Here is a 12,506-nt window from a genome sequence, read left to right on the forward strand (position 1 = left end):
CCCGGAGCTTCTTCCCCCGGAGCTTCTTCCCCCGGAGCTTCTTCCCCCGGAGCTTCTTCCCCCGGAGCTTCTTCCCCCGGAGCTTCTTCCCCCGGAGCTTCTTCCCCCGGAGCTTCTTCCCCCGGAGTGCTTTTCTCTGGGGCGTCTTCTCCCGGAACGCCGATGGGCTCGCCGCGACCCGTGGCCCTCCCGCCATGATCGGGGTGCTTGACTCCCCCCTCGACAAGGTGTCACGATCCGGCCAGGGCGCATGTGGACGGCCGGGGGTGAACCTCTCCGGAGACCTGAGCATCTAACGGGGCAGGAGGCTCATCATGAACCGCACGCTCGTTCCCCTCGTACTCGTCTCCCTGCTCCTGCCGGCGGCCGGCTGCGGCTCGGTCACGCAGACCGCGACCTCGTCCCCGTCCCCGTCGGGCACGGTGACCACGGCCCCGGCGGATCCGGTGGCCACGCCGACCCCCACGCCCTCCGCCGTTCCGGCCGGGCTGCTCCCCCCGACGAGCACCAAGGAGATCGAGGTGGACCGTCCCATCGACACCCAGCCGACCGTGACCGGAGCCCGGTTCGCCGAGCACCAGGGGTTCGACCGGGTGGTGATCGACCTAAGTGGCGAAGTGCCCGGCTACACCGCGCGGTGGGTTCCCGAGCTCCTCCAGGACGGTTCGGGGGATCGGGTGAACGTCAAGGGCGGTGCCTACCTGCGGCTGACGCTGACCCCGGCCGTCGCGCACACCGAGGCGGGCACGCCCACCTGGAAGGGCGGCCCGATCTTCCAGGCCAAGCTGGGCAACGTCCAGAACGTGGTCAAGATAGGCGACTTCGAGGGCGTGGTGAGCGTGGGCGTCGTCCTCGACCGCAAGGCGCCGTTCCGGGTTCTGGAGCAGAAGAGCCCGAACCGGCTCGTCGTCGACATCGCGCACTGAGAGCGCCGAGAGCGCCGAAGGCACCGAGGGTCCCGGGAGCACTGAGAAGCGCCGGGGCGCTGAGGGTGCTGAGAGCGCCGGGGCCATGGGGCACCGAGGGCATCGGGGGCGCTGGGAGGCGCCGCACTCCGAGACCGGTGACAGACTGGTCTGATGGTACGCAAAATCGACAGCGCGACACGGATTCCCGTTCCCGGTGGCAAGACGATCGACGAATACGTCGGTGTGGCCAACAGCGGTGACGCCCGGATCTCGATCGCGTACATGAAGGCCCCGGCCGGATGGGACGAGCCCGCCCAGACCCCGGAATTCGCCGAGTACACGCTGGTGCTCAAGGGCACCGTCATCGTGGAGCACGACGGAGGCACGACCGAGGTCGGCGTGGGACAGGTGTTCCAGTGCGAGCCGGGGGAGCGGATCCGCTACAGCTGCGGCCCCGACGGCGCCGAGTACGTCGCCGTCTGCCTGCCCGCCTTCTCCCCGGAGACCGTCAACCGCGAAGGCGAGTGACAGGGCGACCTCTGGCGACGGCTCGTCACGCGCCGATCCCGGCTTCTCCGTACCGGGATCGGCGTGACGTCTCCCCGGAGGGGACACCCGTGTGAACATCCCGAGGCCGGACCGTGGCGGTGTTCCCGCGCAGACCGACTGGTCAGGCCCCCGACGGTAAGGTTGCCCAATGAGTCAGTTACCCACTTTCGAGCAGATCCGCCTGGCTCCGAAGGTGTTGCTCCACGACCACCTCGACGGTGGCCTCCGGCCGGAGACCGTCATCGACCTGGCCCGCGAGTCGGGCTACGACAGGCTGCCCTCGACCGAGACGGAGAGCCTGGGCACCTGGTTCAGGGAGTCCGCCGACTCCGGTTCGCTGGAGCGCTACCTGGAGACCTTCGACCACACGGTCGGCGTCATGCAGACGCGCGAGGCACTGGTCAGGGTCGCAGCCGAATGCGCCGAGGACCTGGCGGCCGACGGCGTGGTCTACGCCGAGGTGCGTTACGCGCCCGAGCAGCACACCTCCACGGGCCTGAGCCTCGAAGAGGTCATCGAGGCCGTGCAGGAGGGCTTCGCCGCCGGTTCCGAGGGGCGTGGCATCCGGGTGGGTACGCTGCTCACCGCCATGCGCCACCAGGCCAGGTCCATGGAGATCGCCGAGCTCGCGGTCCGCTACCGCGACGCCGGGGTGGTCGGGTTCGACATCGCCGGTGCGGAGGCGGGCTACCCTCCCACCCGTCACCTCGACGCCTTCGAATACCTCCAGCGGGAGAACGCCCACTTCACCATCCACGCCGGTGAGGCGTTCGGCCTGCCGTCGATCTGGCAGGCGATCCAGTGGTGTGGCGCCGACCGGCTCGGTCACGGTGTCCGGATCATCGACGACATCTCCGTCCAGGGCGGGGGGGAGCCCAAGCTGGGCCGACTGGCGGCCTACGTCCGTGACAAGCGCATCCCGCTGGAGATGTGCCCCACCTCCAACCTGCAGACCGGTGCGGCGGCCTCCATCGCCGAACACCCGATCGGCCTGCTGCGCCGCCTGAACTTCCGGGTCACCGTCAACACCGACAACCGGCTGATGAGCGACACGTCCGTCTCCAAGGAGTTCGCCAAGCTGTCGCAGGCGTTCGGCTACGGCTGGGACGACATGCTGTGGTTCACCGTCAACGCCATGAAGTCGGCGTTCCTGCCGTTCGACGAGCGTCTGGCGCTCATCAACGGCGTCATCAAGCCCGGTTTCGCGCGCCTCAAGTGGCAGGCGTGAACGGGTTCGTACGAGTGAAGTGAGCTTTTGCGATGAAGCAGGTGTTCCGCTCCACCTTCGCGATGATCGTCGGCTGGGTCTGGATGGCCTTCGCCGCGTTCAGCGCGGTCGATCTGATCGTCCGCTACAGCGGGCGGACGTCGATGGTCGCCGCGGCGGTGCTGGGGGTGCTGACCGCGCTGGTCTTCGTCACCTGCCTGCGTCCGGCGGTCATCCTGTCCGAGGAGGGTGTCCGGGTCCGCAACCCGCTGAGGAACGCCTTCGTGCCCTGGCGGGACGTGGACGAGGTCACGGTGTCCCACTCGATCACGATCACCTCCGGCGGTGGGAGCGTCCGCTGCTGGGTGCCGCAGGCCTCGGCCCGCGAGCGGGCCGCCGCCGCACGCAGGGGAAGGCCCGCCTCCGTGCCCTCGCGGGGCCGTTTCAGGACCGAGCCGGTCCGCTCGAAGGGCGAGCAGGCCGCCGCCGAGGCGCTGGCGGGCAGGACCCACGCCGACTGGGTGGCCGAGCAGATCACCGAACGCGCGGAGGCCGCCAGGCGCGCGGCCTCCATGACGGGGGCCGCGAAGGCGACCGGGGCCTCGGGGGTGGCCGGGGCTTCCGAGGCGTCCGGCGGGGAATCCGGGGCCGGGGCTGGGACCGGCGCTGGGACCGGCGCGCTCAAGGTGACGTGGGCACCGGACGCCCTGGTGGCCTTCGCGGTCGCGGCCCTGCCGGTGGTCGCCGCCTTCCTCGTCTGACCACGTCGGCCGCACCACTGCGCCACCCGTACCGGCTCGGCCCGGGGACCGGAAGCAGGAGCCCGACCCGCCGGGCGCGGACGCGCCCGGAACCGTGAAACGGCGCGGGTCGACGGACCAGGAGCCCCGGATCAGAGGCCGAGGGCCTCGGTGAGGTCGGTCTTCAGGGCGTCGAGATCCCGTACGGCCCGCGCACGGGCGGCCGAGACCTCGCCGGTCACCGGGACCACGACCTCCAGATAGCACTTGAGCTTGGGTTCGGTACCGGAGGGGCGGACGACGACCCGGGCGCCCCCGGCCAGGTGGTAGCGGACGCCGTCGGTGGGCGGCAGCCCGCCCGCGCCGAGGCTCAGGTCGTCGGCGGCCTCGACCTCGCGACCACCGAGACGCGCGGGCGGAGCGCCCCGCAGGCGGGCCATGGCCCCGGTGATCAGCGAGAGGTCGGCGACCCGGAAGGACAGCTGGGACGTGGCGTGCAGGCCGTGACGGCGTGCCAGGTCGTCCAGGAGGTCGAGCAGGCCGCGCCCCTCCAGCTTGGCCCGCGCGGTGATCCCGGCCACGGTCAGCGCCGCGCCGATGCCGTCCTTGTCGTGCACGGGCAGCCCGAGGCCGGAGCCGACGCTGTATCCCAGCGCCTCCTCGTACCCGAACAGCAGACCCGTACCGGCCTTCATGATCCACTTGAAGCCGGTCAGGGTCTCGGCGTAGCGCACCCCGTACCCGGCGGCGATCTTGCCGAGCAGGGACGACGACACGATGGTGGTCGCCACCAGGCGGCCGTCGCCCGAGGTCCGCCGGATCACGTGCTCGCCCAGCAGGGCGCCCACCTCGTCGCCGGTCAGCATCCGGTAGCCGCCGCCGGGCAGCGGCACACCCACCGCGCAGCGGTCCGCGTCGGGGTCGTTGGCCAGCACCAGATCCGCGCCGACCCGTTCCGCGAGCTCCAGCGCGAGGTCCATCGCGCCGGGCTCCTCCGGGTTGGGGAAGGCGACGGTGGGGAAGTCGGGGTCGGGTTCGGCCTGCGCCTCGACGGTCGCGGGCGCGTCGAACCCGGCGGCGACGAATGCCCTCGCCAGGGTCTCGCCACCCACGCCGTGCAGCGGGGTGTACGCCACCCGCAGCTCGCGGGCGTCGCCGATCGGGAGCGCGACCACCGCCTCCAGGTAGGCGGCCACGACGCCGTCGTCCAGCTCGCTCCAGGCGGGGTCGCCCGGGGAGCCGAGGGGCAGCTCGGAGACCGGCCCCGTCGCGTCGATGGCGGCGGAGATCTCCGCGTCGACCGGCGGCACGATCTGGGAGCCGTCGCCCCAGTAGACCTTGTAGCCGTTGTCGCGAGGCGGGTTGTGGCTGGCGGTGACGGTCACGCCCGCGTCGGCGCCGAGGTGGCGGACGGCGAAGGCCAGCACGGGGGTGGGCAGCGGCCGGGGGAGGATCGAGGCACGCAGCCCGGCACCGGTGAGCACGGCCGCGGTGTCGCGGGCGAAGGCGTCCGACTTGTGCCGGGCGTCGTAGCCGATCACGACGTGTTTGCCGGGACCGAGAACGCGGGCCAGCCCGGCCGCGGCGCGCATGACCGTCACCCGGTTCATCCGGTTGGGACCGGCGCCCAGCTCGCCCCGGAGACCGGCGGTGCCGAACTCCAGCCGGGAGCCGAACCGCTCGCGCAGCGCGTCGCCGTCACCGCTCTCCAGCAGTTTCTCCAGCTCCGCGCGCGTGTCTGGGTCGGGGTCCTGGGCCAGCCAGGAACGGGCGAGCCCTGCGAGATCGCTGCTCATCGTCACCTCTCGGGGCCGGGGCCCGTCCGCTCGCCGGGCCCGCCTCCTGTTGATCCCTGAAACCAGGGTGATTCTCGAAAGCCGGACGCTGCTCGCGGGCCTACAGCTTGCCGACGACCCTGGCCAGCAGGCCGCCCATGCGCGTGGCGGTGGCGCGGCCGACCTCCAGCACCTCCTCGTGGTTGAGCGGCTCGCCCACCAGTCCGGCGCCCGGGTTCGTGACCAGGGAGACGCCCAGCACGTCGGCGCCGCCCTCGCGGGCCGCGATGGCCTCCAGCACGGTGGACATGCCCACCATGTCGCCGCCGAGGACGCGGCACATGCGGACCTCGGCCGGGGTCTCGTACGTCGGGCCGCGGAAGGCCACGTAGACGCCCTCGGCCAGCGACGGGTCGGCCTCGCGGGCCAGTTCGCGCAGGCGCGGGGTGTAGACGTCGGTGAGGTCGACGAAGGTGGCGCCGGTGATCGGGCTGGCACCGGTCAGGTTGATGTGGTCACTGATCAGCACCGCCTCGCCGACCTCCTGGGTCTCGGGGCGCAGACCCCCGGCGGCGTTGGTCAGCACGATCGTGCCCGCCCCGGCCCTGATCGCGGTCCGCACGCCGTGCACGACCGGCTCCACGCCGCGGCCCTCGTAGAGGTGGGTGCGGCCCAGGAAGATCAGTACGTTCTTCCCCGACTCGGTCCGTACGGCGCGGATCCGGCCCGCGTGGCCCTCGACGGCGGGCGGCGCGAAGCCGGGGAGGTCGGTCACCGGGATCTCGGCGACCGCCTCGCCGATCGCGTCGGCGGCCGGGACCCAGCCGGACCCCATCACCAGTGCGACGTCGAAGGAGTCCACGCCGACGGCGCTTCTCAGCGCGTCCGCGGCGTCGGTGGCGAGTGCATACGGGTCATTGGTCACGTCACCGAGCGTACCGGTCATCCGCTTTCGTGCCGCGTGTCGTGTCCCCCGGGCGGCGCGCTCGGCCGGGCTCTCGACGGTCCCCCGGACGGTCGCCCTCAGCTTCCCAGGGAGGTGCAGGGACGGCCGCGCAGCTCCCTGACGTAGTCGTCGGGGGCGCCCGCGCGCTCGGCGGCCTCGGCCAGGATGCCGAGGTAGCGGGCCGAGGGCAGCCCGCCCTCGTACCCGTCGAGCACGTAGAACCACGCCACGACCTCGCCCTCCATGGTCTGCACCCGGAGCCTGACCTTGTGGTAGAGGCCGCGCGCCGCGCCCTCCCACTGGTCGAGGGAGCTCTCGTCCCATTCGGGCACGTCGTAGAGGACGACGAAAACCTGGTCGTCGGAGTCTTCGACGATGGAGGCGAGCGCGCCCTCCCAGCCGAGATCGTTCCCGCCGAAGGTCAGGCGCCAGCCCTGAAGCCAGCCCGTCCCCCTGATCGGGGAGTGAGGGGCCCGCTGGGCCATCTGCTTCGGGTCCATGTTGCTGCCGTAAGCGGCGTAGACAGGCACGGTGACCAACACTAATCCAAGATCCGCGAGACGCTCACCCGGCTTCGAAGCCGCGCCGATGTCTGGTGGAATCGCGATGGTTTTGTGGGGGTTCCGTGGCTTAGGAGGGATGCCGAGCGACGTCCGGTCCCGCCATGCGGGAGAATGGGCTATGTGACGAGGATAGTGATCATCGGTGGCGGTCCCGGCGGATACGAGGCGGCACTGGTCGCCGCCCAACTGGGAGCGCAGGTCACCGTGGTCGAACAGGACGGCCCCGGCGGGGCCTGCGTCCTCACCGACTGCGTACCGTCCAAGACACTGATCGCCACCTCGGTGCGCAAGCAGGCGCTCCTCGACGCCAGCATGCTGGGGGTGCACTACACCGGCGGCCCCGACGGCGACGTCGGCGGTGTCATCGCCGACATGCCGCTGGTGAACAGGCGTGTCAAGGAGCTCGCCCGCGCGCAGTCCGCCGACATCGCCGCCCGGCTCGCGGCGGAGGGCGTCGAGGTGATCAGAGCCCCGGGACGGTTGGTCGACCCGCAGGTGGTCAGGGCCGGAGACCGGACGATCCGCGCGGACGTCATCATCGTCGCGACCGGCGCGACCCCGCGCATCCTGCCCGGCGCCGAGCCCGACGGCGAGCGGATCCTCACCTGGCGCCAGCTGTACGACCTGGAGGAGCTGCCCGAGCACCTCATCGTGGTCGGCTCCGGCGTCACCGGCGCGGAGTTCGCGGGCGCCTACCGCTCGCTGGGCTCGGAGGTCACGCTGGTCTCCTCCCGCGACCGGATGATGCCCAACGAGGACGCCGACGCCGCCGAGGTCCTCGAAGAGGTCTACCGGCGCCGTGGCATGAACGTCATGGGCCGCTCCCGCGCCGAATCCGTCAAGCGCACCGCGGACGGCGTGGTCGTCACCTTGGAGGACGGCCGGACCGCCGAGGGCAGCCACTGCCTCATGACGGTCGGCATGGTCCCCAACACCGCGGGGCTCGGCCTCCAGGAGGCCGGGGTCACCCTCGACAGGGGCGGTTTCATCCAGGTCGACAAGGTCTCCCGCACCTCCGCGCCCGGTGTCTACGCGGCCGGAGACTGCACGGGGATCCTGATGCTCGCCTCGGTCGCCGCCATGCAGGGCCGGATCGCCGTCTGGCACGCCCTCGGCGAGGCCGTGCACCCGCTCCGCCTGGCCACCGTGGCCTCCGCGATCTTCACCGACCCCGAGATCGCCGCCGTGGGCATCGCCGAGCGGGCGATCCAGAGCGGGGAGATCGAGGCCAACATCGTCAAGCTGCCGCTGGCCACCAACGCCCGCGCCAAGATGCAGGGGTTCAACGACGGCTTCGTGAAGCTGTTCTGCCGCCCGAACACCGGCATCATCCTCGGCGGTGTCGTGGTCGCCCCCCGCGCCTCGGAGCTGATCCTGGCGGTCTCGGTCGCCGTGCAGCAGCGGCTGACGGTCGACCAGATCGCCCACACCTTCGCGGTCTACCCCTCCCTGTCCGGCTCCGTCACCGAGGCCGCCCGCCGCCTCATGCAGCCCATGACGCCCAGCGGCATCTGACTCGTCCGTTCCCGGACCCTCGGCTTCCGAGGTCAGGGGCGGATGCGCAGGACGCGGACGCGCCCGTCGTCGCCGTACTCGAAATGGAACCGCAGGGTCACCGGGCTGCCGGGGAAGTCACCGGAGATGCGCGCGGTGGCCACGGTGACGCCGCCGTCGGTGACGTCGGCGCCGGTGACGGTGTAGGTGACCTCGGGTACGCCCGCACGCCAGGCGCGGATCGAGGCGATGCCGTGGTGCTCGGTGCCCTCGTCCTCCACGACCGCGTCGTCCGCGAACAGCGCGAGGTAGGCGTCGTGGTCGGGCAGGGGGGCCAGCTCGAAGTAGCGGCGGACGACGCCGGGGATGGTGGGTGCGTCGGACATGGGTGTTTCCTTCCGTGTCGGTGAACGGGATCGTGAGCGGGATCAGGCGGTCGGCGGGGTGCCGATGACGTGCTTGGGGGCACCGGTGACCAGGGCGCGCCTCCCGTCGGGGGAGTCGGGGGAATCGGGGGAATCGCCGATGAAGGTCTCCACGATGCGCTCCGTCCCGGGCGCGGGCACGGCGAGCCCGCCCCTCCAGTTACTGCTAAACTAGAAGTGAGTCGCTTCGACTTTAGCAGTAACCGTCGAGGGAGGGGCCACGTGGCGAGCCGGATCAGACTGGAAGATCGTGAATGCCCGCTGTCGACGACGGTGGCCCACGTCGGGGAGTGGTGGACGCTGCTGATCCTGCACGACGCCTTCGACGGCTACACCCGCTTCGACGAGTTCCAGGAGAACCTGGGCATCTCCTCCAGCATGCTGACCAGCCGCCTGAAGTCCCTCGTCGCCGACGGGCTGATGGAGCGCCGCCCCTACCAGAGCAACCCCACCCGCCACGAGTACGTCCTGACCGAGCTGGGCAGGTCCCTGCGCCCGGTGATCGTCGCCCTGGCCGCCTGGGGCAACTCCCGGCTCGATCCCTCGCGGCGCAGCATGATCCTCGTCGACGCCGCCACCGGCCGGGAGGTCGAACCCGTCGTCGTCGACGCCGCCACCGGCCGCCGTCTCGACTCCAGCGAGGAGTTCGTCTTCACGGCCGGTCCCGTCGCGAGCGAGACCATGCGCGCCCGCTACCTCCGCTGACCGCCGGGCGTCAGTGGACGCGGGAGCGGAGGCGGCCCAGGGCGGCTCTGCCGTCCTGGACGGCGCGGGCCACGAAGTGCAGTTCCTGCTCGCGCCGGGCGACCAGGAGGGCCTGCTTGGCCGCCTCGTAGGCGTCGAGGGCGAGGCGCCAGTCGCGGTCGGCGGTCATGCCGCCGCGCCCGTTGACCTGGAACTCGTAGTCGAGCTGGTCGATCTCCTCGCCCAGCCGGGTGATGTCCTCCTCCGCACCGCGCCGCACCACGGCGAACCGGGCGTTGCGCCGGGTCCGCCGCTGGGCGCTGACGCCCCAGGCCACCACGGTCAGCGCCAGGCCCACCGCGCTGAGCACGACCATGACCAGCCCCACGGACGGGCCGCCGCTCTGGGCGGGCTCGTCCTGCGGGGGGTCCGTCTCCTTGGTCCCGAAGATGTCGAGGTCGGGCACTGAGGTCGGCACCGCGAGGGTGATGCCCGTGGGATTGCCCTTGGAACCGGTGAGGTCGGCGTCGTCGGCCTGGGTGAAGGACGCGCCCTCCACCAGGGCGCCGGTGAAGTCGGCGCCGTCCAGCTCGGCCTGGGTGAACTCGACCTCGCTCAGGTCGGCGTCCTTGAACGTCGTGTTGCGCAGGTTCGCCTGGCTCATCTTGGCCTCGCGGAGCTTGGCCCTGGTGAAGTCGGCCTTGCGCGCCTTGAGCTGGCCGGGGGTGCTCTCCTCCAGATCGGCGTCGATCAGCTTGGCGTTGGTGAAGTCGACCTGGGTCAGCTCGGCCCTGGTCAGGGTCGCCCCGGTCAGGTCCGCGTGCGGGAACTCCGCCTGCCCCGCCTCGGCGTCGATCAGGATCGCGCCCCGCAGGTCGGCGTGGTCGGCGTGCATCTGTCCCAGGTCGGCCTCGGAGAAGTCGGCGCCCCGCAGGTCGGCGTACTTGAGCGTGGCCTGCGTGAGGTTGGCCTTCTTGAGCGAGGCGTCGCGCAGGATCGCTCCGGTGAGGTCCTTCTGGAGCAGCTCCACGCTGTCCAGCTTCGCCCTGGTCAGGTCGGCGCAGCGCAGGTTGACGGGGAGCTGGGCACCCCGGGTGAAGTCCTTGCCGCGCAGGTTGACGCCCTGACCGGGCTTGCACGGCCCGGCCGAGGCCTGGGCGGGAGAGATCACTGTCCCCGACAGCGCGAAGATCGCGACGATGAGAGCCAGGGGGATGGGACGACGCACGGGAGCCTCCTTCAAAGCAGCCCCGATCGTGTCAGCGGACCATTGCATCACGCTAGACAGTCGCTTGCACCTTTTCCGCCGTGTCTGGTCTCGTGGGCGGACCTCCCGGGCGGCGGCCGCCGGTCGCGTTCGGGCCAGGCCGAGCGGGTCCCACCGGTTGCCGGCGATGGCCCGCGGGGCGCGGTGACTCGCCCGGTGGATGAGGATCCTGCGAACCGCCGAGGCCGGGTTCGGCCTCCGATGCGGCTGAGTGAGGCTTCGCGCTCGCCCGGAACGGTGCTTAACATGCTCGAATTTCTCTGCTCTGACAAGAAATGATGGCCTGACTCCTTACATAGGCACAGATGTCCGTAGATCGCACTATCAAGGAGACGGGCATGGGGATGCCGAGGAGACCGGGCGCGGGAACGGCCCGTGGATGACGCGCGAGCCAGGTTCGAGGCCGTCTACCGGGAAACATATGGCCGGATCACGGCGTACACGGCACGCCGCTGCGCGTCGCCGCAGGACGCGGCGGACGTGGTGGCGGAGACCTTCGCCATCGCCTGGCGGCGGATAGGAGAGCTGCCGGACGGGGAGGAGGCCACCCTGTGGCTGTACGGCGTGGCGCGCAAGGTGCTGGCCAACCACTATCGAGGTGAGGTTCGCCGCCAGGCCCGCAGCGTGCGGCTCGACGCCGAGATGGCCGACCTGTACGAAGCCTCGCCCGACAGCGGGGTCGAGCTGAAGGCGATCGCGCAGGTCTTCCGGACCCTGCCGGACGACGATCGCGAGCTGTTGTCGTTGGTCGGCTGGGAGGGCCTGGACCGGCAGGAGATCGCCACCGTGCTCGGTCTGTCGCGCAACGCCGTACGTATCAGACTCCACCGCGCTCGCAGGCGCTTTGCCCGTGCGCTCGCCGAGGCGGATGTCCGCTTCGCGGCAGAAAGCCGATTGATTCCGGCGGAGAGGCAGCTGTGAAGAACATCGAAGACATCGATGCGATCACCGGCGCGCTGGCACGGGTGGAACCGGGTCGGCAGGGAGGCAGCTCGTCCGACGCGGGGGCGCGGACGCTGCTGGCCTCGATCGTCGCCGAGGAGCCCGGTCCGTCCACGGTTCGTTCCCGCGGGCACCGCCCCCGGCGGCTGGTCCTGGGACTGGTGGGCGCGGGACTGCTCGCCGCGGGCATCGTGGTGGGGCCGAGCCCGCTACAGAACGGCGTGCCCCCTTCGTACGCGGTCACCAGGGACTCCGACGGCGTCGTGTACGTCAAGGTCAGGGATTTTCGTGACGCCGCGGGACTGTCGAAACAGCTGAAGGAGCTCAACGTTCCTGCCATCGTCGACCACGCTCCCGCGGGTAAGTGGTGCCGGGAACCGCGTGGAACCTCTGTCCAGGACATCCCCGCCGGTCTGTACTCCGTGCCGGAGAACATTCCCGGCGAAGCCTCCACCACCGGCTGGCAGATGCGGATCGACACCAAGCTGTTCAAGCCCGGCCAGACCTTCGTCTGGACGATCGGGGAGAGGAGCACCAGCACCATCCTCATGGACGGCCCGGTCGCGCCGTGCGTCCTGGTGTCCGACGACAGCCGCGAGGCGAAGGTGATCAAGTCTGACTACCGGCTGGCGACCATGAAGGGTCGCTCGCTCGCCGGGTTCCGGGTGGACGAGAAGTCCGTCGGCGAGGTCCTGCCCGAGCTCGGGAAACGCGGACTGAAGATCACCTACCTCATCATGAGTATCCCGCCGGGAAACCCGGGCGGCTACGGCGAACTCCGTACGCGGACCGCTCCCGTCGGCGACGACTGGATCGTCTGGGAGGCGGAGGAGTCCATCCGTGAACCAGGGGTGATCCGCCTGCTCGTCACCGACAGGCGCTACGACAGCAATCCCGTCTACGGCGGTCCACGCGACAACGTCATCAAGGAGTAGCGGTCACCGGCCTGCCCGCGATCGCTTCGGCGATGTCGTGCGAGCCCTTTCGTGAAGGCGGTCGTTCTCGT

Annotated in this window: 14 protein-coding genes; 8 read left to right on the top strand and 6 right to left on the bottom strand. The window is 71.0% G+C overall.

Annotated elements, in window-relative coordinates; translation table 11 throughout:
• On the bottom strand, window positions 1-226 hold a 226-nt coding region (locus tag ABD817_RS32500; RefSeq protein ID WP_344922111.1), incomplete at its 3' end, for a hypothetical protein.
• A gap of 88 nt (window positions 227-314) precedes the next feature.
• On the opposite strand from ABD817_RS32500, the gene ABD817_RS32505 reads away from it, so the two are divergent.
• The 4 genes from ABD817_RS32505 to ABD817_RS32520 all read left to right on the top strand — a co-directional run bounded on the left by ABD817_RS32505 (window position 315) and on the right by ABD817_RS32520 (window position 3,425).
• Window positions 315-926: an AMIN-like domain-containing (lipo)protein gene (locus ABD817_RS32505; RefSeq protein ID WP_344922112.1), complete on the top strand. Its 612-nt coding sequence runs from the start codon at window positions 315-317 to the stop codon at window positions 924-926.
• A 153-nt stretch (window positions 927-1,079) separates the two neighbouring features.
• Window positions 1,080-1,436, top strand: coding sequence for a cupin domain-containing protein (locus tag ABD817_RS32510; RefSeq protein WP_344922113.1), 357 nt, complete (start codon window positions 1,080-1,082; stop codon window positions 1,434-1,436).
• A 169-nt stretch (window positions 1,437-1,605) separates the two neighbouring features.
• Window positions 1,606-2,685, top strand: coding sequence for an adenosine deaminase (locus ABD817_RS32515; RefSeq protein WP_344922114.1), 1,080 nt, complete (start codon window positions 1,606-1,608; stop codon window positions 2,683-2,685).
• Between the two features lie 32 nt (window positions 2,686-2,717).
• Window positions 2,718-3,425, top strand: a complete 708-nt coding sequence (locus ABD817_RS32520; protein WP_344922115.1) for a PH domain-containing protein — start codon at window positions 2,718-2,720, stop codon at window positions 3,423-3,425.
• A gap of 131 nt (window positions 3,426-3,556) precedes the next feature.
• Here ABD817_RS32520 and ABD817_RS32525 read toward each other — a convergent pair whose 3' ends face one another.
• The 3 genes from ABD817_RS32525 to ABD817_RS32535 all read right to left on the bottom strand — a co-directional run bounded on the left by ABD817_RS32525 (window position 3,557) and on the right by ABD817_RS32535 (window position 6,655).
• Entirely contained in the window at window positions 3,557-5,200 is a 1,644-nt protein-coding gene (locus ABD817_RS32525) for a phospho-sugar mutase (RefSeq protein WP_344922116.1), read from the bottom strand.
• Window positions 5,201-5,300: 100 nt separating this feature from the next.
• Complete coding sequence (locus ABD817_RS32530; protein WP_344922117.1) at window positions 5,301-6,104, bottom strand: purine-nucleoside phosphorylase; 804 nt, start codon at window positions 6,102-6,104, stop codon at window positions 5,301-5,303.
• A gap of 98 nt (window positions 6,105-6,202) precedes the next feature.
• Window positions 6,203-6,655 (bottom strand): gamma-glutamylcyclotransferase family protein, encoded by a 453-nt coding sequence (locus ABD817_RS32535; RefSeq protein WP_344922118.1) that lies wholly within the window; start codon window positions 6,653-6,655, stop codon window positions 6,203-6,205.
• Between the two features lie 153 nt (window positions 6,656-6,808).
• Here ABD817_RS32535 and ABD817_RS32540 point away from each other — a divergent pair, with 153 nt between their 5' ends.
• A complete protein-coding gene (locus tag ABD817_RS32540) occupies window positions 6,809-8,203 on the top strand; it encodes an NAD(P)H-quinone dehydrogenase (protein ID WP_344922119.1) in 1,395 nt (464 codons plus the stop codon).
• A 32-nt stretch (window positions 8,204-8,235) separates the two neighbouring features.
• On the opposite strand, the gene ABD817_RS32545 is transcribed toward ABD817_RS32540, so the two are convergent.
• Window positions 8,236-8,568, bottom strand: coding sequence for a nuclear transport factor 2 family protein (locus tag ABD817_RS32545; RefSeq protein ID WP_344922120.1), 333 nt, complete (start codon window positions 8,566-8,568; stop codon window positions 8,236-8,238).
• Window positions 8,569-8,829: 261 nt separating this feature from the next.
• On the opposite strand from ABD817_RS32545, the gene ABD817_RS32550 reads away from it, so the two are divergent.
• Window positions 8,830-9,312, top strand: a complete 483-nt coding sequence (locus ABD817_RS32550; RefSeq protein WP_344922121.1) for a winged helix-turn-helix transcriptional regulator — start codon at window positions 8,830-8,832, stop codon at window positions 9,310-9,312.
• A 10-nt stretch (window positions 9,313-9,322) separates the two neighbouring features.
• On the opposite strand, the gene ABD817_RS32555 is transcribed toward ABD817_RS32550, so the two are convergent.
• On the bottom strand, window positions 9,323-10,519 hold the full coding sequence (locus ABD817_RS32555) for a pentapeptide repeat-containing protein (RefSeq protein WP_344922122.1): 1,197 nt from the start codon (window positions 10,517-10,519) through the stop codon (window positions 9,323-9,325).
• Between the two features lie 414 nt (window positions 10,520-10,933).
• Between ABD817_RS32555 and ABD817_RS32560 the strand changes: the two genes are divergently transcribed.
• A complete protein-coding gene (locus ABD817_RS32560) occupies window positions 10,934-11,479 on the top strand; it encodes an RNA polymerase sigma factor (RefSeq protein ID WP_344922123.1) in 546 nt (181 codons plus the stop codon).
• Window positions 11,476-12,435: a hypothetical protein gene (locus ABD817_RS32565; RefSeq protein ID WP_344922124.1), complete on the top strand. Its 960-nt coding sequence runs from the start codon at window positions 11,476-11,478 to the stop codon at window positions 12,433-12,435. Before ABD817_RS32560 ends, ABD817_RS32565 begins: the two co-directional genes overlap by 4 nt.
• The last annotated feature ends 71 nt before the right edge of the window (window positions 12,436-12,506 follow it).

The organism is Streptosporangium oxazolinicum (assembly GCF_039537505.1).
GTDB classification, from domain to species: domain Bacteria; phylum Actinomycetota; class Actinomycetes; order Streptosporangiales; family Streptosporangiaceae; genus Streptosporangium; species Streptosporangium oxazolinicum.

What these genes read in the sequence shown, in the direction of transcription:
- ABD817_RS32515 (WP_344922114.1), top strand. Translation starts at nt 1,606, where the DNA reads ATGAGTCAGTTACCCACTTTCGAGCAGATCCGCCTGGCTCCGAAGGTG.
- ABD817_RS32510 (WP_344922113.1), top strand. Translation starts at nt 1,080, where the DNA reads ATGGTACGCAAAATCGACAGCGCGACACGGATTCCCGTTCCCGGTGGC.
- ABD817_RS32545 (WP_344922120.1), bottom strand. Translation starts at nt 8,568, where the DNA reads ATGTCCGACGCACCCACCATCCCCGGCGTCGTCCGCCGCTACTTCGAG.
- ABD817_RS32505 (WP_344922112.1), top strand. Translation starts at nt 315, where the DNA reads ATGAACCGCACGCTCGTTCCCCTCGTACTCGTCTCCCTGCTCCTGCCG.
- ABD817_RS32520 (WP_344922115.1), top strand. Translation starts at nt 2,718, where the DNA reads ATGAAGCAGGTGTTCCGCTCCACCTTCGCGATGATCGTCGGCTGGGTC.
- ABD817_RS32525 (WP_344922116.1), bottom strand. Translation starts at nt 5,200, where the DNA reads ATGAGCAGCGATCTCGCAGGGCTCGCCCGTTCCTGGCTGGCCCAGGAC.